18 protein-coding genes and 1 riboswitch are annotated in these 17,466 nt (G+C 67.3%); of the genes, 13 read left to right on the top strand and 5 right to left on the bottom strand.

Annotation, left to right across the window (positions count from 1 at the left end; translation table 11 throughout):
* Positions 1–59 precede the first annotated feature (59 nt).
* Positions 60–797, bottom strand: a complete 738-nt coding sequence (gene thiE / locus M1D93_RS12870) for a thiamine phosphate synthase (protein WP_461171911.1) — start codon at positions 795–797, stop codon at positions 60–62.
* A 27-nt stretch (positions 798–824) separates the two neighbouring features.
* Positions 825–943: riboswitch (TPP riboswitch) on the top strand.
* Between thiE and thiO the strand changes: the two genes are divergently transcribed.
* The 4 genes from thiO to M1D93_RS12850 all read left to right on the top strand — a co-directional run bounded on the left by thiO (position 936) and on the right by M1D93_RS12850 (position 3,720).
* Complete coding sequence (gene thiO / locus M1D93_RS12865; protein ID WP_461171910.1) at positions 936–2,288, top strand: glycine oxidase ThiO; 1,353 nt, start codon at positions 936–938, stop codon at positions 2,286–2,288. Its footprint overlaps the riboswitch before it by 8 nt.
* Positions 2,285–2,521, top strand: a complete 237-nt coding sequence (gene thiS / locus M1D93_RS12860; RefSeq protein WP_163162188.1) for a sulfur carrier protein ThiS — start codon at positions 2,285–2,287, stop codon at positions 2,519–2,521. Before thiO ends, thiS begins: the two co-directional genes overlap by 4 nt.
* A 4-nt stretch (positions 2,522–2,525) precedes the next feature.
* Positions 2,526–3,335 (top strand): thiazole synthase, encoded by an 810-nt coding sequence (locus M1D93_RS12855; RefSeq protein ID WP_461171909.1) that lies wholly within the window; start codon positions 2,526–2,528, stop codon positions 3,333–3,335.
* Between the two features lie 46 nt (positions 3,336–3,381).
* Positions 3,382–3,720 carry a 4a-hydroxytetrahydrobiopterin dehydratase gene (locus M1D93_RS12850; protein WP_461171908.1) on the top strand — a complete coding sequence of 113 codons (339 nt, stop codon included), beginning with the start codon at positions 3,382–3,384 and terminating at the stop codon, positions 3,718–3,720.
* A 70-nt stretch (positions 3,721–3,790) separates the two neighbouring features.
* Here M1D93_RS12850 and M1D93_RS12845 read toward each other — a convergent pair whose 3' ends face one another.
* Genes M1D93_RS12845 through M1D93_RS12835 form a run of 3 tightly spaced genes read right to left on the bottom strand, consistent with a single transcriptional unit; the run spans position 3,791 to position 5,074 of the window.
* Positions 3,791–4,093, bottom strand: a complete 303-nt coding sequence (locus M1D93_RS12845) for a hypothetical protein (protein ID WP_461171907.1) — start codon at positions 4,091–4,093, stop codon at positions 3,791–3,793.
* A gap of 40 nt (positions 4,094–4,133) precedes the next feature.
* Entirely contained in the window at positions 4,134–4,358 is a 225-nt protein-coding gene (locus M1D93_RS12840) for a DUF3107 domain-containing protein (RefSeq protein ID WP_461171906.1), read from the bottom strand.
* A gap of 50 nt (positions 4,359–4,408) precedes the next feature.
* A complete protein-coding gene (locus M1D93_RS12835) occupies positions 4,409–5,074 on the bottom strand; it encodes a TetR/AcrR family transcriptional regulator (RefSeq protein ID WP_461171905.1) in 666 nt (221 codons plus the stop codon).
* A gap of 84 nt (positions 5,075–5,158) precedes the next feature.
* On the opposite strand from M1D93_RS12835, the gene moeB reads away from it, so the two are divergent.
* Positions 5,159–6,355 (top strand): molybdopterin-synthase adenylyltransferase MoeB, encoded by a 1,197-nt coding sequence (gene moeB / locus M1D93_RS12830; protein ID WP_461171904.1) that lies wholly within the window; start codon positions 5,159–5,161, stop codon positions 6,353–6,355.
* Positions 6,356–6,767: 412 nt separating this feature from the next.
* Positions 6,768–8,036 carry an IS110 family RNA-guided transposase gene (locus tag M1D93_RS12825; RefSeq protein WP_461171903.1) on the top strand — a complete coding sequence of 423 codons (1,269 nt, stop codon included), beginning with the start codon at positions 6,768–6,770 and terminating at the stop codon, positions 8,034–8,036.
* A gap of 166 nt (positions 8,037–8,202) precedes the next feature.
* Here the strand turns inward: M1D93_RS12825 and M1D93_RS12820 are convergent, their stop codons facing one another.
* The gene (locus tag M1D93_RS12820) at positions 8,203–9,522 is read right to left on the bottom strand and encodes a glutamyl-tRNA reductase (RefSeq protein WP_461171902.1); all 1,320 of its coding nucleotides are present in this window, start codon (positions 9,520–9,522) and stop codon (positions 8,203–8,205) included.
* Between the two features lie 158 nt (positions 9,523–9,680).
* Between M1D93_RS12820 and hemE the strand changes: the two genes are divergently transcribed.
* The 7 genes from hemE (at position 9,681) to M1D93_RS12785 (ending at position 17,407) form a co-directional block, all read left to right on the top strand.
* Complete coding sequence (gene hemE, locus M1D93_RS12815; protein WP_461171901.1) at positions 9,681–10,775, top strand: uroporphyrinogen decarboxylase; 1,095 nt, start codon at positions 9,681–9,683, stop codon at positions 10,773–10,775.
* A 3-nt stretch (positions 10,776–10,778) separates the two neighbouring features.
* Positions 10,779–12,200, top strand: coding sequence for a protoporphyrinogen oxidase (hemG, locus tag M1D93_RS12810; protein WP_461171900.1), 1,422 nt, complete (start codon positions 10,779–10,781; stop codon positions 12,198–12,200).
* Positions 12,201–12,339: 139 nt separating this feature from the next.
* Positions 12,340–13,341 carry a hypothetical protein gene (locus M1D93_RS12805; protein WP_461171899.1) on the top strand — a complete coding sequence of 334 codons (1,002 nt, stop codon included), beginning with the start codon at positions 12,340–12,342 and terminating at the stop codon, positions 13,339–13,341.
* 114 nt (positions 13,342–13,455) lie between these two features.
* The gene (gene hemQ, locus M1D93_RS12800) at positions 13,456–14,157 is read left to right on the top strand and encodes a hydrogen peroxide-dependent heme synthase (RefSeq protein WP_461171898.1); all 702 of its coding nucleotides are present in this window, start codon (positions 13,456–13,458) and stop codon (positions 14,155–14,157) included.
* Positions 14,154–15,446, top strand: a complete 1,293-nt coding sequence (locus tag M1D93_RS12795) for a ferrochelatase (protein WP_461171897.1) — start codon at positions 14,154–14,156, stop codon at positions 15,444–15,446. Before hemQ ends, M1D93_RS12795 begins: the two co-directional genes overlap by 4 nt.
* A complete protein-coding gene (gene hemC, locus M1D93_RS12790; protein WP_461171896.1) occupies positions 15,443–16,441 on the top strand; it encodes a hydroxymethylbilane synthase in 999 nt (332 codons plus the stop codon). Before M1D93_RS12795 ends, hemC begins: the two co-directional genes overlap by 4 nt.
* A gap of 60 nt (positions 16,442–16,501) precedes the next feature.
* Complete coding sequence (locus tag M1D93_RS12785) at positions 16,502–17,407, top strand: uroporphyrinogen-III synthase (RefSeq protein ID WP_461171895.1); 906 nt, start codon at positions 16,502–16,504, stop codon at positions 17,405–17,407.
* Positions 17,408–17,466 lie beyond the last annotated feature (59 nt).

Here is a 17,466-nt window from a genome sequence, read left to right as displayed (position 1 = left end):
AAGCCAGCCTAGCCCGAATCCGGGCCGGAATGCAGGCATCCGGCCCCGGAGCGGCGATGTCAGGAGGAGGGGGCATCCAGGGCGGCGAGCAGCGCGGCGGCGGCGGCTGCGGGATCGCTCGCTTCCGTAATGGCCCGGACCACCACAATCCTCCGTGCGCCTGCGTCCACCACCTGCTCCACGTTGCCGTGGTCAATGCCGCCGATCGCGAACCAGGGAACACCGCCGTCGGACTGTCCCTCCTGCTCCGCCGGCCGGGCAGCTTCGGCGGCATAGTTCACCAGCTCCAGTCCCACCCCTGCCCGCCCCGGTTTGGTGGGCGTTGCCCATACCGGACCCACGCAGAAGTAGTCCAGTCCGGCGGGACCGGCGGCCGCACCGAGCGCCGCGTCCACCTGGGCAGGGGTGTGGCTGGACAGGCCGATGGCGGCGTTGCCGTTGAGCAGGGTGCGCGCAGCGTCCAGGGGCAGGTCCTTCTGGCCCACGTGGAAGACGGGTGCCCCGGACAGCACTGCGATGTCGGCGCGGTCGTTGACAGCCCAAAGCCGGCCATGTCGCTCTGCCGCTTCCTTGAGTACCGCCAGGAGTTCCAGCTCCTCTGCTGCTTCGATGGCCTTGTCCCGCAGCTGGATAATGTCCACCCCGCCCGCGAACGCTGCGTCCACGAACTGGTCGAAGTCGCCGCGCTCCCTGCGGGCGTCGGTGCAGAGGTAGAGGCGGGCGGCGTTGACGCCGTTGCTGATCTTGGCGCTGCTGAGGACATCGGTACCGGCGGCCGGGGTGTGGGACACATTCATGGGGGAAAGCCTAGTTCCTCTACACTGGCCTCGTACTGCGGGAGCCCGCGGCAGCTGTCACACAGCGCCGGGCTGAGAGGGCGTCAGAGCCGACCGCTTGACCTGATCCGGCTAATACCGGCGTAGGGAAGGAGACAAATGGGCGCATCATCAGAGCCCCTGACCGCGGACGCGGACAGCACCATCCATGCTGATGTGGCGGTGATTGGCGGGGGAGTTATCGGCCACGGTATCGCGTGGGAGGCGATGCGTTCGGGCCGTTCCGTGGTGGTGATCGATGACGCACCGGGTTCGGGGGCCAGCTGGGCCGCTGCCGGGATGCTTGCCCCGGTGAGCGAGTTGCACTACCAGGAGGAGGACCTCCTCGAATTCATGCTGGATGCCTCGGCCCGCTGGCCCGGTTTTGCCGCCGGCCTCACCGCAGCGTCGGGAACAGATCCGGGATACATTACGACGCCGACCCTCGCCGTGGGTGCCGATGCCGCCGACCGCCGGGCGCTGATGGACCTGCGCGCCGTCCAACAGGCCAACGGCCTTACCGTCGAGCCGCTGACCGTCCGGAGCGCGCGGCAACGTGAGCCCCTGCTCAGCCCCGGGATTGCCTGTGCCCTGGACACCCCGGCCGACCATCAGGTGGATCCGCGGCTGTTGGTGGCGTGCCTGCAGGCCGCATTGGCCCAAGGCACGGCTGACGGCGGCGGGAACAGGGACAAAGCCGCGGAATGTGGCACTGAAGCAGCCGACGTCGTCGGCCGTTATGCCGTACGGGCCAAGGCAGCCGGGCTGCTGTGGCAGGACGGAGCTGTTGCCGGCGTGCGCCTGGCGGGCGGGGGAACCGTGCTGGCCGCGGAAACGGTAGTGGCGAACGGGCTGCACGCGGCAGCACTTGAAGGGCTGCCCGCAGGGCTGAACCTGCAACTGCGGCCCGTCCATGGGGACATCCTGCGGCTGGCAGTGCCCCGGCATCTGCAGCCCCTGGTGACGTCCACGGTCCGCGGGCTGGTGCACGGCGTTCCGGTCTACATCGTTCCCCGCAAGGACGGCACGGTGGTGATCGGGGCAACCCAGCGTGAGGATGCGCCGTCGGCCGCGGACGCCGTATCCGCAGGGGGCGTGTACCAGCTCCTCCGCGACGCGCAGGTACTGGTCCCTGCCGTCGCCGAACTCGAGCTGCTGGAGTCCACCGCCCGCGCCCGCCCCGGAACGCCGGACAATGCGCCGTTGCTGGGGCGCGTTCATGCTCCGGACGCGCCCGCCCGCGGGGAGCCAGGGTCCGTTCCCGGCCTCATCATCGCCACCGGGTTCTTCCGCCACGGCGTCCTGCTGGCACCGGCGGCCGCCGCCGTCTGCCGGGACCTGCTGGACGGCCGCGAGGACCCCCGGTGGACGGCCTTCAACCCCTCCCGCTTTTCCGCCAGCAGCGGCCGCTACACCACCGGCTCAGCCAGCCACGTCCTCACCCACACCTCGCCCACGAAGGAAACAGCATGAACATCACCTTGAACGGAACCCGGCACCCTGTGCCCGAGGGCGCCTCCATCACCGTGCTCGTCAGCCAGGTCACTGGCCGCCCCTTGGCTGCCAACGGGCAGGCAACCGACGGCCAGAAGCTTGGCGTGGCCGTTGCCCATAATTCCGAGGTAGTACCCCGCAGCCAGTGGTTCACCACCGCGCTCGCGGACGGCGACGAGGTCGAACTCGTCACGGCAGTGCAGGGAGGCTGACACCATGACCGAAACCATCACTACTCCAAGCCTGGCGGGCCACGACGATCCGCTGGTGATTGACGGCGTCGCGCTGGCATCCCGGCTGATCATGGGTACCGGCGGCGCGCCGAGCCTGGACGGCCTGGGGGCGGCGCTCCTGGCCTCCGGTACCGCGCTGACCACAGTGGCAATGCGGCGGTATTCCACCGCGGAGACGGGCTCGCTCTTTCAGTTGCTCGTTGACCATGGCATCCGCGTGCTGCCCAACACGGCAGGCTGCTTTACTGCGCGGGATGCAGTGCTGACGGCAGAACTTGCCCGGGAGGCCCTCGAAACCGACTGGGTGAAGCTGGAAGTCATTGCGGATGAACACACCCTGCTGCCGGACGCCGTCGAACTGGTGGACGCTACGGAACAGCTCGTCAACAGGGGCTTCAAGGTTTTCGCCTACACCAACGACGATCCGGTCCTTGCGCTGCGGCTGGAGAACCTCGGGGCCACCGCGGTCATGCCGCTCGGGGCGCCGATCGGCACGGGGCTTGGCATCCTGAACCCGCACAACATTGAGCTGATCGTGTCCCGTGCCTCAGTTCCGGTGGTTCTGGACGCCGGCATCGGTACCGCCTCGGACGCGGCGCTGGCCATGGAACTGGGGTGCGACGCCGTACTGCTGGCTACAGCGGTGACCCGGGCGCAGAACCCCGCCCTGATGGGGAAAGCCTTCAAACATGCCGTGATCGCCGGTAGGCTGGCGAAAGCGGCGGGCAGGATCCCGCGCCGCGAACATGCATTGGCGTCATCGGCCATGGAGGGCCGGGCAGAGTTCCTGTAGCCCGCTCCCCGTGCCGCGGCCGCCAACCATAAGGCGAGGAGCAGCCATGGCCGGCAAGGACATCCTTTCTCCCGAGCGGCTCGAGGACGCACTGGCCGTCCTGACCGACTGGCGGTACACGCAAGGTGCCCTGGTGACGGTGTACAAGATGCCGACGGCGGCTGCCGCACTTGAGCTGATTGCCGCCGTCGGGCGCCTTGCCGAAGAACAAAACCACCATCCGGACCTGGACTGGCGCTACAACCGGGTGTTCCTCCTGTACACCTCGCATGACGCCGGGGGAGAAGTCACCGCCCGCGACGTGGGCGCAGCCGAGGCAGTGAGTGAAGCCGCCGCCGCGGTCCACGCGGTTGCCGAACCGGCTAGGCACCCAGCAGCCGCTTAAACGCCTGTGACCACCACCCCGGAGGGCAGTGGTCACAGGCGTGCTTGGTGTTCAGGGCGGATGGCTCCGGCTAAAGCCTCAGCGCGGCCGTAAGCCGTTCCAGATCGTGCCGGGCCCGCGTGCGGCCCACGTACAGGACCACGGCGACTGGCGCTGCTGCGCCCAGAACCATGGGCAGGACCCAGGGCAGCCAGGTCGTTCCCGGCAGGTAGCCAAAACCGGCAGCCATAAGGATGATCCAGCTGACAGCTCCCACACCGACGGCAACGCCGACCGGCAGGACGACACCGTATTTTGTGTGCCGCTTGTCGTTGGCCCAGACGATGAAACCTGCGGCGGCTGTCACCAGCACCACAATGGTCAGCGAAAGCATGGCTCTCCTTGGAATGCTCGCCCCTGAGCGGGGCAGGGGGCTAGAACTGGCCGAAACCTACGCGGCGCTGTTCCTCGGCGCCGATTTCTACATACGCCAGTGCCTTGCCGGGAACAATGATCAGGCGTCCCTTGTCATCCTTCAGGCGCAGTTCGCTGCCGCTGGTGATGGCTTCCTCTACAACCTTGGCTACGGAGTCCGGGTCCTGGACTGATTCCAGCACAATTTCGCGGCCAACATTTTGAACGCCGATCTTAATTTCCACAGGGGCCTCCCAGCCGGTTCACGTTACTCGGGTTATGTCTTATTTGTAGTCTAGGACTCTTTGGGGAAGCGAGAGATTCCGCGCCAAGCTAAACGGTAGATGAGGTCGCTGGCCACATCCAGGTCCAGGTTCCCGTCAGTTTCAAGCCAGTACCGGGCGCTGACCTGCGCCATCCCGGCAAGTCCGCGGCCCAGCAGTTCTGCCTCCAGGTGGGGAAGCTTGGTGTCCTCGGCGATGACGCGCGCAATGGCATCAGCAAAGGTCCGGTTGAACGTTTCCAGCCGTGCGCTGACATCCGGATCGTTGATGAGGTCCGATTCGAAAACGAGCCGGTGGGCCTGGTCATCGTTGGCAATGAACTGGAAGTAGGCCCGCATAACGGCCTGCACTCGTTCATCATTGTCTGTTGTGGAGTTCAGTGCCCCCAGCATCAGGTCAGTCAGGGATGCCAGGTGGCTTTCGAGCAGGGCCAGGTACAGTTCCCGCTTCGAGGGGAAGTGCTGGTAGAGGACCGGTTTGCTGACGTGGGCTGTCTCTGCGATTTCGTCCATGGCGGCGCCGTGATAGCCGTTGGCCACGAAGACTTCCTGTGCTGCGGAAAGAAGTTGTGCGCGCCTCTCGTCCCGGGGAAGCCGGGCGGACCGTTGTCCGGCGGGGCGCGAGCCGGTTTGCGGTTCGGCTGCGGACGGGCGGCCAGTCCGTGCTTCATGGACCACAGTTGTCCTTCTTTCCCTTGCAGTTACCCCCACTCTACGTCGGGGTAATATGACCCGGCGGTATCCCGGGGCATACATTGAAGTATGGCTTCGACATTCACCGCAAATGTTTCGACTATTTCACTGCCTGCGCTGGTTGAACCGGCCGGGGAGTTCACACCTGACGAGGTGGAGCGCTACTCGCGGCACCTCATCATTCCCGAGATCGGCGCACTGGGGCAGCGGAGGCTCAAGAACGCCAAAGTACTGGTGATCGGGGCCGGCGGGCTCGGGTCCCCGGCGCTGCTTTACCTTGCCGCCGCGGGGGTGGGAACACTGGGGATCATCGACGACGACGCCGTTGACCTCAGCAACCTGCAGCGCCAGGTCATCCACGGGGTGGCCGACGTTGGACGGCCGAAGACCGACTCGGCGCGGGACGCCATTGCCGCCCTCAACCCGCTGGTCAACGTCCGGCTGCACAATGTCCGGCTCGATGCCTCCAATGCCCTGGAGCTGTTTGCCGGCTACGACCTGATCCTGGACGGCGCCGACAACTTCGCCACCCGCTACCTGGTCAACGACGCCGCTGCCATCCTGGGCAAGCCCTACGTCTGGGGCTCCATCTTCCGTTTCGACGGGCAGGTGAGCGTCTTCTGGGAAAAGCACGGACCCACTTACCGTGACCTCTACCCTGAGGCGCCGCCCGCAGGCTCTGTCCCTTCGTGCGGCGAGGGCGGGGTGTTCGGCATGCTGTGCGCTGCCGTGGGGTCACTGATGGTGACGGAGGCAGTAAAGCTGATCACCGGCGTCGGACGCTCACTGCTGGGCAGGGTTGCCCTGTTCGACGCCCTGGGCGGCAGCTGGCGGGAAATCCGCGTCTCCAAGGATCCGGCAGCGGAGCCGATTACGGAGTTGACGGACTATGAGGCCTTCTGCGGCATTACGCCCGCGCCGGCGGACACGGAACACACCGTTACCGCCACCCAGCTGGCCACCATGCTCGCGTCCCGGAAGGCCGGCCTGAAGGATTTTGAGCTGGTGGACGTCCGGGAGCCCGGCGAATTCGAAATCGTCAGGATCGACGGCGCGGTGCTTATCCCGCAAGGACGCATCCTTGCCGGGGAGGCGTGGCAGGAGCTGCCGCAGGACAAGGATATTGTGTTCCTGTGCAAGGCCGGGACACGTTCGGCAAACGTCCTGGCAGCGGCTCAGAAGGCCGGCTATCAGCGGGTCAGCCATCTCGACGGCGGCATCCTCGCCTGGGTGCGCGAGGTGGAACCCAACAAACCCGTCTACTAAGCCCGGAGCCGGAGCCGGAGCCGGAGCCGGAGCCGGAGCGCCCCTATAACGCCCCATCACCTTCCGCACCCGTTTACGGGACGCTCTCTCACTTAACGCGTGCTTTTAACCGACGCTCGCTCCCTTCCTTCAGAAGAGGGAGAGAGCGTCGGTGGAAATAACGCATTAAGCCTGTATGCCCCTTGCGGGGCGCCCGTTCCGGGCTGAAAATGTGCCTGTGGTCGCCTGCGACGCCGTAGTCACTATGGTTCTTTCAGGCCGTCATTAAGCCGGGCGCCGGGGATCCCGCCGTGGGCCCTTCACTGTTTCTTTTGCCGAGAACGAGGACTAGATTTCCGATTTCCCCCGGTGATCCCCGCGGGCGGCCGCTTTATCTATTGGCGGATATTTCGGGCGAGGAGATGAGTAGGCCATGTTGGCCGCAACCCAGGATGAGGAACAGATCATTGCCAGGGTCGCTGCCCTGGATATCGGCAAAGCCGAACTCGTGTGTTGTGTCCGGGTCCCTGCGGAGGGGAACCCGAGGAAACGGCTGCAGGAGGTCTCCACTCATTCGACGATGAGCCGGTCCTTGACGGAACTGGCGAACCATCTGGTGGACCTGCGTATCGAGCGGGTGGTGATGGAGGCGACCTCCGATTACTGGAAGCCGGCGTTTTACCTCCTGGAGGCGCACGGGCTCGAGCCGTGGCTGGTCAACGCCCGGGATGTCAGGCACCTGCCGGGGCGTCCGAAGACGGACGTGCTCGACTCGGTGTGGCTCTGCAAGGTGGCCGAACGGCAGATGATCAGGCCCAGTTTTGTCCCGCCCGCCCCAATCCGGCAGCTGCGGGACCTGACCCGGTACCGGATCGATCTGGTCGGAACCCGGACCGCGGAGAAGAACCGGGTCGAAAAACTACTCGAAGACGCCTGCATCAAGCTCTCCGTCGTCGCTTCGGACATTTTCGGGGTATCCGGGCGGGAAATGATGGCCGCGCTCATCGCAGGCGAACGGAACCCCGGCGTGCTCGCGCAAATGGCGCGGACCCGGATGCGGACGAAGATCACCGAACTCGAGGAGGCCTTCACCGGCCACTTCGATGACCACCACCGCTTCCTGTTGGCCCGGATGCTGGCCCGGATCGACGGCATCGACGCCGACATCGCCGCGGTCGATGAACAGATCGAGGCGAACCTGGCCCCTTTCGCGGAAGCGGCGGCACGCCTGGATGAGATCCCGGGCATCGGCCCCATTGCCGCCGCCGTTATTCTCGCTGAGATCGGGGCCGACATGTCACGGTTCCCGACCGAGGGGCACCTGTGTTCCTGGGCAAAGTTCTCCCCAGGCATCAGCTCCTCCGCAGGAAAAACGAAGGGCAACGGCTCCACCGGACACGGTAACCGCTACCTCGCCCGGGTCCTGGGCGAGGCCGCCGTCGGAGTCGGCAGAACGGATACCTTCCTGGGCGAACGCTACCGAAGGATCGCCCGGCGCCGGGGCAAGAAACGCGCCATCGTCGCCGTCGGACGGTCCATCCTCATCATCATCTGGCACCTGCTCCAAGACCCCGACGCCCAGTTCCACGACCTCGGCGCGGACCACTTCAGCCGCCGCACCGACCCCGAGAGCAGAAAGCGCGGCCACATCCGCCAGCTCGAAGCCCTCGGTTACACCGTCACCCTCACACCCGCAGCCTGACCCGCACCCCACCTTTATACAAACACCCGCCAGACCATGACGGGTGCACCAGTGCGCACCGACCACGGTCACGTCCCCTCCATTTTCGGACTAGTGCGAGAGCGTGGGATTACGAGGGGAGGTGGTGGTGGGGCGTGGCGCGGGACGTGATGGGGCGTTGGGCTGGTCAGGCGCTTTCGAGGCCCTTGTGGTCCACCGGGCATTCGGCCTGGGGAACGGCACGGGCGGCCGGCTGCTCAACGGTGATGCCGTAGAGGGCCTCCAGCGCGGCGACGTACTCGTCCTGCTGGCCATTGGCCGCGAGCTCGCGGGCGCGCACCGTGGGCACATGAAGCAGCTGCTTAACCATGCGCCGAAGTGCGAACTCTACTTCCTCAGCCGCCGCAGTGCAGCCGTGCCGGGCACGGACCTTTTCCATTTCCGCGTCCAGGACGTTCATGGTGTGCCGCCGCAGCGCAACGATCGCCGAATCCACGGAGCGGGCCTCGCGTTCCTGTTCGAACGCCTTGGCGGCGCCGCTGACGATGCCGCTTGCCTGGGCCAGTGATTCAGCCTGTTCCTGCGGTGCGGCGAGGCGCACGGATTCCAGGGTCAACAGCTCAACGCCTTCCAGCTCGCCCACGCCGGGGTCGAAATCATGGGTGAGGGCCAGGTCGATGGCAATCAGCGCCTGCGGCGAATCTGCGCGCACCAGGGCGAGTTCATCGGCCTCCACACGGGTGTCCGAGCCGCTGCAGCCGATCATCACGTCCGCGGCAGCGACGGCGGGACGGAGCGATTCGGCGTCAAGGGCCGTGCCGCCGCGGGTGGCTACAAAGCCTTCGGCGCGGCCGGATGAGGAGAAGACGGAGATATCGGTGCAGCCGCGCTCACGCAGCAGCGCCATGGTGGCGCCGGCGTAGGCTCCGGTACCGAAGACCACTACCTTTTTGGCCGACCAGTCAGGATTTTCGGAAAGGTCAGTTGCCAGGTCCAGTGCCACCGACACGATGGACAAGCCCCGGGACCCGAGCGCCGTCTGGGCACCGACGTCCTTCGCCGTTTTGGATGCTGCCTGGAATAAACGGACGAGCCCGGAGCTGGCAGTTCCTTCGTGCTGGGCCGTTATAAGTGCCCGGCGTACCTGGCCCGCGATCTCACGTTCTCCGACCACTGCGGAGTCCAGCCCGGCGCTGACGGCAAAGAGGTGCTGGCTCACTTCCGGGCCGGTGCGGGTGCTAAAGGAGCGGGAGACCAGTGGTTCGCTGAGTCCGCTGACTTCACTGATCTGGGATACAAGCGCGGCACGGGCGGCTTCAACATCGTCAGGGTGGGAAGCCTCGCCGTAGATTTCGTACCGGTTGCAGGTGGCAAGGACAACCGCACCCGTCACGGCCGGCGATCCGGAGAGAGCGGATGTGGCGATCCCGGAGGCACCGTTGCTCAACTGAGCAACGGTCTCAAGATCGATGTCGGCGTGTGTAGCCACCAATGAAAAAAGAACCACAGCAGACCAATCATAGCTTTTTCGTTCCTCGGTAGAACAACCACCCGGGCGGGAAGCCGCCGGCCGGGGCTGTGATTCCCGACACTGCAAGGGAAACGGCCCCTGCCGTGACAGCCTGTCGTTATCTTTTGCTGCTGTTTTTCGGCACAATCAAAGGCATGACTTCCAGCCCTGCCATGTCCGCTGCCGGCGCCCTCGCTGCAGACCATCCACTGGTGGATGGCCGCACCGCAGACTCGCCCCTGATCACGGCCTACCGCGGCGGAAAGCCGAGCCGCCGACCGGTCTGGTTCATGCGGCAGGCCGGGCGTTCCCTGCCGGAGTACCTCAAGGTCCGCGAAGGCATCGCCATGCTGGATTCCTGCCTGCGGCCCGAGCTCGCTTCGGAGATCACCCTCCAGCCGGTCCGCCGCCATGACGTGGACGCCGGGATCTTCTTCTCCGACATTGTTATTCCGCTCAAGCTGGCCGGCGTGGGGGTGGACATCGTCCCCGGAGTGGGCCCGGTCCTGGACAAGCCCGTGCGGACTGCCGCGGACGTTGCCGCCCTGCCGCAGCTGACCTGGGAGGCGCTCGAACCTATCCGCGAAGCGGTCCGCCTCACGGTGGCAGAACTCGGCAAGACCCCGCTGATTGGCTTCGCCGGGGCCCCCTTCACCTTGGCGGCCTACATGGTGGAGGGCAAGCCGTCCCGCGACCACCTCGGTCCGCGCACCATGATGCACGCGGACCCGGAGACCTGGCGCGCCCTGGCGAACTGGGCTGCCGACGCATCCGGCCTGTTCCTGCAGGCCCAACTGGAGGCCGGTGCCTCCGCCGGGCAGCTGTTCGATTCGTGGGCCGGTTCGCTGGGCCTGGCCGACTACACAAAGTTCGTGGCTCCGGCATCGAGGCGTGCCTTGGACCACGTGCGGCACCTGGGTGCTCCGCTCATCCACTTCGGCACCGGGACCTCCGAGCTTCTCGTGGCCATGCGGGACGTTGGCGTGGATGTGGTGGGCGTTGACTACCGCCTGCCCCTGGACGAAGCCAACCGCAGGTTGGGCGGATCGGTCCCGTTGCAGGGAAACATCGACCCGGCCCTGCTGTCCGCCCCCTGGGAGATCCTCGAGGCCCACGTCCGCTCTGTTATCGCCGCCGGGGCGGCTGCGCCCGGCCATGTCCTCAACCTGGGCCACGGCGTTCCTCCCGAGACCGACCCTGCCGTCCTCACCCGGGTTGTAGAGCTCATCCACTCCATCTCGCCGGAGTAATTCGTGGCGACTCACCCGGTGGATGCCGCATCCGCGCTGGTGCTGGGCGGGGGAATCTCCGGTCTCCTCTCAGCCCGGGAACTGGCCGCTGCCGGGCACCCGGTGACGGTCCTTGAAGCCGGCGGGGAGTGGGGCGGCTGCGTGGGCAGCCATGTTGTAGCGGGCCTCACCCTGGACAGTGGGGCTGAGTCCTTCGCCACGCGGTCCGACGCCGTTGCAGGCCTTGCCGGGGAACTCGGCCTTTCGGACAGGATTGTTGCGCCGAGGCCTGGCGGGGCCTGGGTCCAGCTCCCGGACGGCCCCCGCGAACTTCCCAAGACAGGCGTGCTGGGGATCCCGGCGAACCCCTGGGACCCCGAAGTCCGCCGGTCCCTCGGGCTGCTCGGCTCGCTTCGCGCCTCCCTCGACAGGATCCTGCCCGCATCTATCGGCACGGACGCGGACGTCGTCAGCGTCTCCGCCCTCGTCCGGGCGCGCATGGGGCGCCGGGTCCTTGAACGGCTGGTGGCGCCCGTTGTGGGAGGCGTCCACTCTGCTGACCCGGGACTCCTCGACGTGGACATGGTGGCTCCGGGACTCCGTGCAGGACTCCGACAGCATGGCTCCCTGGCTGCCGCCGTGGCCGCCCAGCGGCGCAACAGCGCCGGACCCGCCAAGGCAGGCTCCGCCGTCGCCGGCCTCGAAGGCGGAATGCACACCCTGGTGACCGCGCTGGTCAACGATCTCCAGGACCGGGGCGTCACCCTCCTGTCCGGAAGGCGCGCAACAACGGTGGCCCGGACAGCCGAAGGATGGCGCGTGGAAGCCGCCGGGAAAACGTTCGACGCCGGCCTGCTGGTAGTCGCAGTGGACGGCCCGGCCGCCGTCGGACTGCTGGAAAAGGCAGTGCCCGCAATTGCCGGACAGCAGCCCGGTTCAGGGCCTGACGTGCAGCTTGTCACCCTGGTCCTGGACAAGCCTGAACTCGACCGCTGTCCCCGCGGCACCGGCATCCTCGTTGCACCACAGACTCCCGGCATCCAGGCAAAGGCTTTGACCCACGCCACCGGCAAATGGGACTGGCTGGCGGCGGCAGCCGGCTCCGGCAGGCATGTCATCCGGCTCTCCTATGGGCGCGTCGACGATAACGGCAACCAGCCCGGCGGACCCGATACCGACGACGGGCTGTTGGCAGCGTCGCTTACGGACGCAGCGGCCTTGCTTGGCGTTGGCATCGGCCGCCAGGACGTTGTGGCGTGGGACGTTGTCCGGTGGCGCGGCTCCCTGCCTTTTGCCGCCGTCGGACACCGCGCACGGGTAACGGCCATCCGGGAAGCCTGCAGCGCGGTGGGCGGACTGGCCGTGGTGGGCGGCTGGGTGGCCGGGAACGGACTCGCCGCAGTGGTGTCCGACACGAAGAAGCAAATCCGGAACCTGGCCGGCTGACCATCGCCGCTGGTCAGCCGCGTGGTGATGCTGGAACAGGGCTCCGCTGGGCCGCCGTATCGCGCTTGGCTGGTTTTCACTTCGCCACCCGACATGGCTAGTGTCGATGACTATGCTTCACAACAGGTCTGATTTTTCCATGCCCCGAACCGGTATCCAGAGGGGGATCCGACGTGGCGCAGCAGCTGCGGCAGTCGGAGCGGTACTGGTTCTGACCACCGGCGTTCCGGCGTCCCAAGCCAAAGAGGGAGTGCCCGGTCCCGGTGACCCTGCAGCCCCCGCTGTGGACACCCAATCCCTCCCGGTGGTGGCCCCAATGAAGGGTCAGTCTGCTGCCGCACGGGAAGGCGGGCCTCGCCAAAACCGCGAGGGGCAGAACTTCAACGGCAACTCTCCCGCGGACAAGGGCAAGGACGGGGATTCCCCGGAGGCCGCCGGTCCCAGCCCGGTTCCTGCTCCTTCCGCCTCCGCAATCCCGCCTGCCCTCCGTCCCGCTGTAAGGGCCACCCAAAAGCCGACCGCAACGGCGGCGCCTTCAGCCACCGCTCCAGCGTCCCCGGTTCCAACGGTGTCCCCGGTTCCGACCTCCAGCGTCCCCGCAGCCGGCACACCGACAGCCACGCGCTCGGCGACGTCGGCTCCTGCGAAGTCTTCCCCTGCACCTTCCCGTACCGCGGCCGGCGCTGCGCCCTCGGCTCCCGTGGCGGTGCCGGAATCACCGGGTGCCGGCGCCCCTGCTGCCCCGGAAGCATCCGCAGCGGCGGCCGGGACGACGCCGGCACAGCCTGCCCCGGCCGCATCCACCGTGGGCGGGGATCCTGCCAGGACGACGGCGGACCAGCCCGCGGCCGATGCCGCCGCAGGTGAAGCTATAGCAGGTGAAGCTACCGCAGATGGAGCCACCGCAGCCGGGCCGGTTGAAGTGGGCGGACAGGGCGGATATGTGCCGGTTTACGCCGTGCCACACACCCAGCCAGGGTGGACGCCATACGCTGCAACCCCCTACGGCAACAGCGTCCGGAGCAGCGCGGTGCTGGCTGCGCAGCCCGAGCCGAAGAGCGCCCTGGTGTGGCTTGGCTCGGGGCTGGTAGGGGTGGCCGGCGCCGCCGGCCTGGTCTTCTTCCGCCTGCGAAACCCCTAGGGCGGGTTGCCGGGGATCCGGAAGAGCGGGGCGCTGCTGTGACGTTGAGCACTTCTACGGGCTGTAGAACTCGCTGGTTTCGACTTTCGGGTACGAAGGGGCAAACTTGTAACCATGAGCCACACTTCTGCCGAATCTGTCACTAAAACCGAAGAATCAGCCGAGCAGTTTTTCACCCTTTGGACGGTCTTCAAGCGTTCGGAGGCGCTGATCCGCAGCGCCGCTGCTGCCACGGACTTCGAGGCCCTGTTGGAGCGGCTGGCCCAGGCGGGCGTGACCCACCGCGGCAGCTACGACGTTTCCGCCATGCGGGCGGATGCCGACGTAATGGTGTGGCTCCACGGCCCCAAACCCGAAGCCCTGCAGCAGGCCATCCGTGACATCCGCCGCAGCACCCTCTTCGCCGGAACGGAGATTGTCTGGTCCGCCATGGGCGTGCACCGCGAGGCTGAGTTCGCCAAGAACCACACCCCCGCCTACTCCCGCGGCGTCGCACCGGCAGAATGGCTGTGCGTCTACCCGTTCGTCCGCTCCTACGAGTGGTACATCCTGCCCGAGGCCGAGCGGGGCAAAATGCTCCGCGACCACGGCCTGCTGGGCCGGGACTTTCCCCAGGTCATTTCCAACACTGTCTCTTCCTTCGCCCTGGGCGACTGGGAGTGGATCCTTGGCCTGGAGGCGCCCGAGCTCGTGGACCTGGTGGACCTGATGCGGCACCTCCGCTCCACGGAAGCACGCAACCACGTCCGGGAGGAGATCCCCTTCTATACCGGTCGCCGCATCTCCCCGGAAGAAGTTGCCGAGGTGCTGGCATGAGCCCCCTCGAAGCCCGCGACCCCGCCAACGCGGTTGCCATCAATCCCGTTACGGAAGCCGGCCGCATGGCCCCCAAGAACTACGACGCCGTCCTCCTCGCCTCCTTCGGCGGACCGGAAGGCCAAGAGGACGTGATTCCGTTCCTCCGCAACGTCACCCGCGGCCGCGGCATCCCGGATGAGCGGCTTGAGGAAGTTTCCCACCATTACCGCGCCAACGGCGGCATCAGCCCCATCAACCGGCAGAACCGCGAGCTGAAGGCAGCCCTTGAAGCCGAGCTCGCCGCCCGCGGCATCAACCTTCCCGTGCTGTGGGGCAACCGCAACTGGGCACCGTACATCCCGCAGACCCTGCAGGACGCGTACGATGCCGGGCACCGCCGCCTGCTGATGATCACCACGAGTGCGTACTCCTGTTACTCCAGCTGCCGCCAGTACCGCGAGGACATCGGCATGGCACTGGCCGAGACCGGACTGGACGGCCGGCTGGAAGTGGACAAGGTGCGCCAGTACTTCGACCACCCCGGCTTTGTGGAGCCCTTCATCGAAGGCACCGCTGCAGGCCTGGCGGAGGTCCGGGAAAAGCTGGCAGCCGCGGGCACACCCGACGCGCCCGTCCAGATCCTGTTCGCCACCCACTCCATCCCTACCCGGGACGCGGATGCGGCAGGCCGGTCCGAGGGCGAACCCCGGGAGTTCGAAGAGGGCTCCGCGTACGTTGCCCAGCACCTGGCCACCGCAGCCGCCGTCATCCAGCGGGTGGAAGAGGAATCAGGCCTTACCGCCCCCTGGTCGCTGGTGTACCAGTCCCGTTCCGGGGCCCCGCACGTGCCGTGGCTCGAACCGGACATCAACGACGCCATCGAAGAGCTCGCGGGCAAGGGCATCAAAGGCATCGTTATTGTGCCCCTCGGCTTCGTAAGCGACCATATGGAAGTTGTCTGGGACCTGGACACGGAAGCCCTGGAAACCTGCGCCAACCTGGGACTCGCAGCCACCCGCGTCCCCACTCCCGGCACCCACCGCACATTCGTCAACGGCTTGGTGGACCTGATTTCCGAGCGGACCGTGGCCAACAACATCAGCGACCGCCCGGCAGTGACGGCCCTTGGCCCCTGGTACGACGTCTGCCGCCCGGGATGCTGCGCGAACTTCCGCGGCGAGAAGCCCACCATCGCAGGGGCGGACACCACCGTGGGCACCGGCCACGATCCCTATCCGGCCGAAGCGCCGGCACAACAGGCAGGCACGGCTCAACCAGGCACGGCCGGGGGAGCGCGGCAGCAGTGACCGTACGCATCGGAACCCGCGCCAGCAAGCTGGCGCTCACCCAGACCCAGCAGACCGCTGACCAACTGGCCGCCGTCGGGGGCTTCCCGGTGGAACTCGTGCACATCAGGACCGACGGCGACGTCCTCACCGGCTCGTTGTCGCAAATGGGCGGCACCGGCGTTTTTGTTGCCGCGCTGCGCGATGCGCTGCTGCGCAACGAGTGCGACGTCGCCATCCATTCGCTCAAGGACCTGCCCACCGGGGCCGCAGTGGGGCTCAGCCTGGCAGCAACTCCGAAGCGGGTGGACGTCCGTGACGTCCTCTGCGCCCGCGACGGTCTCAAACTTGCCGATCTTCCATCCGGAGCCACCGTGGGGACGGGGTCGCCCCGGCGCGCCGCCCAGCTCCGCGCTGCCCGCCCGGACTTGGAGATCAGGGATATCCGCGGCAACGTGGACACCCGCCTGGGCAGGGTGCCAGGACTGCCCGGAAACGTAACGGAGCAGGTGGTTCCGGGGAAGTCCTGCGACCTCGATGCCGTAGTCCTCGCGGCGGCGGGCCTGGAACGCATCGGCCGGCTGGACGCCGTCAGCGAGTACCTCGAAACGGAGGTTATGCTCCCCGCTGCCGGTCAGGGTTCCCTCGCCATTGAGTGCCGTACAGCCGACGCCCCGCCCAGGCCGGGCTCCACGGAGGGTTCCCGGGACGTCCTTGCGCAGGCACTCGCCGCGCTGGACGATCCGGACACCCGGCTTGCGGTAACGGCTGAACGGGCCCTGCTGGCCCGGCTCGAAGCCGGCTGTGCCGCACCCGTGGGTGCTTACGCCTTCCGGAAGGGCAGCATGCTCCACCTGGAAGCCGTTGTGTGTGCCGTTGACGGCACCGCTTCGGTCCGGGACAAGCGGGCCACCGACGGTCTCACGGAAGTTGGGGCCACCCTGCTGGGCATCGAACTGGCCGAAGTCCTCCTGGCCGCAGGTGCCGCCGATATCGCAGACCTGCAGGCTTCCTGAGCCGGCCATGGGACTGCTTTCCCGCCGTGTCCACGACCCCCTGCGCGGGGAGGGGTAAACATGGCGGACCGCACCGCCCAGGCCGTAACCGGGTCCGGGAGCGGGAAGCCGCTTAGCGGGGCCCGGGTACTGATCACCCGCAGTCCGGAACGCTCGCTGGCCCTGGTGGCGGCCCTCGAAGAGGCCGGCGCCGTGGCCCTCCTGCTGCCGCTGATTGACTTCGAACGTGCCGCTGACCAGCACTCGCTGGACGTGGCCTGCGATGCGCTGGGTGCCGGCGCGTTCGACTGGCTGGTCATCAGCAGCGCCACCACAGTCCATGTGCTCACCGCCAAGGCAACCGAACGGGGCCTTACGTTGCGCCAATGGATCCCGGGCCCCACCCGGATCGCTGCGATCGGACCGGCCTGCCGGCGGCTCCTTGAAGCCGCCGGACTGCCCGTGGACCTGATGCCCCGGGGCGAACAGTCTGCCTCGGGACTGCTCGAGGTGTGGCCCGACGGCCCAGGCAAGGTACTGCTTCCCCAGGCAGACATTGCACCTGCACGCCTTGCTGAAGGCCTGACGGCGGCAGGCAGCACCGTCACGGCTGTAGCCGCCTACCGCACCGTGGACTATCCGGCGGCAGCGGAGCACAGGCTGGCCATCCCGCCGGGGGATGGGGGAGCAGGGCGGGGCACGCCGTCGTACTCCCTTCTCCCGCCGGAAGCAGCTGCCGCCGACATCGCGGCCGGGCGGATCCACGCTGTGGTGGCAGCCTCGCCCAGCGCCGTCCGGCGCATCCATGCGCTCTCGCCCCTGCACGGCTGCCGCCTTGTGGCCATCGGAAGGTCGACAGCGGAACAGGCCGCCGCCCTGGGCCTGCCCGTGGCAGCTATTGCCGGCGAGCCCACGCCGCAAGGGCTGGTGGCCGCCGTGGGAACGGCCCTTGGCGCCGCTGGAGATGCCGGCCGGCAACCACCCTGACGTGCCCGAAAACCGCCAGCCGGACCTTCCGCCCCTACCTCGAACCATTCCCAAGGACA

This window comes from Arthrobacter sp. Z1-9 (assembly GCF_054792695.1).
This window is presented reverse-complemented; position numbering and strand designations above follow the sequence as displayed.

Excerpts from the sequence above, each read along its gene's own strand:
- thiE (WP_461171911.1), bottom strand. The coding sequence starts at position 797 with ATGAATGTGTCCCACACCCCGGCCGCCGGTACCGATGTCCTCAGCAGC.
- thiO (WP_461171910.1), top strand. The coding sequence starts at position 936 with ATGGGCGCATCATCAGAGCCCCTGACCGCGGACGCGGACAGCACCATC.
- thiS (WP_163162188.1), top strand. The coding sequence starts at position 2,285 with ATGAACATCACCTTGAACGGAACCCGGCACCCTGTGCCCGAGGGCGCC.
- M1D93_RS12855 (WP_461171909.1), top strand. The coding sequence starts at position 2,526 with ATGACCGAAACCATCACTACTCCAAGCCTGGCGGGCCACGACGATCCG.
- M1D93_RS12850 (WP_461171908.1), top strand. The coding sequence starts at position 3,382 with ATGGCCGGCAAGGACATCCTTTCTCCCGAGCGGCTCGAGGACGCACTG.
- M1D93_RS12845 (WP_461171907.1), bottom strand. The coding sequence starts at position 4,093 with ATGCTTTCGCTGACCATTGTGGTGCTGGTGACAGCCGCCGCAGGTTTC.
- moeB (WP_461171904.1), top strand. The coding sequence starts at position 5,159 with ATGGCTTCGACATTCACCGCAAATGTTTCGACTATTTCACTGCCTGCG.
- M1D93_RS12825 (WP_461171903.1), top strand. The coding sequence starts at position 6,768 with ATGTTGGCCGCAACCCAGGATGAGGAACAGATCATTGCCAGGGTCGCT.
- hemE (WP_461171901.1), top strand. The coding sequence starts at position 9,681 with ATGACTTCCAGCCCTGCCATGTCCGCTGCCGGCGCCCTCGCTGCAGAC.
- M1D93_RS12805 (WP_461171899.1), top strand. The coding sequence starts at position 12,340 with ATGCCCCGAACCGGTATCCAGAGGGGGATCCGACGTGGCGCAGCAGCT.
- hemQ (WP_461171898.1), top strand. The coding sequence starts at position 13,456 with ATGAGCCACACTTCTGCCGAATCTGTCACTAAAACCGAAGAATCAGCC.
- M1D93_RS12795 (WP_461171897.1), top strand. The coding sequence starts at position 14,154 with ATGAGCCCCCTCGAAGCCCGCGACCCCGCCAACGCGGTTGCCATCAAT.
- M1D93_RS12785 (WP_461171895.1), top strand. The coding sequence starts at position 16,502 with ATGGCGGACCGCACCGCCCAGGCCGTAACCGGGTCCGGGAGCGGGAAG.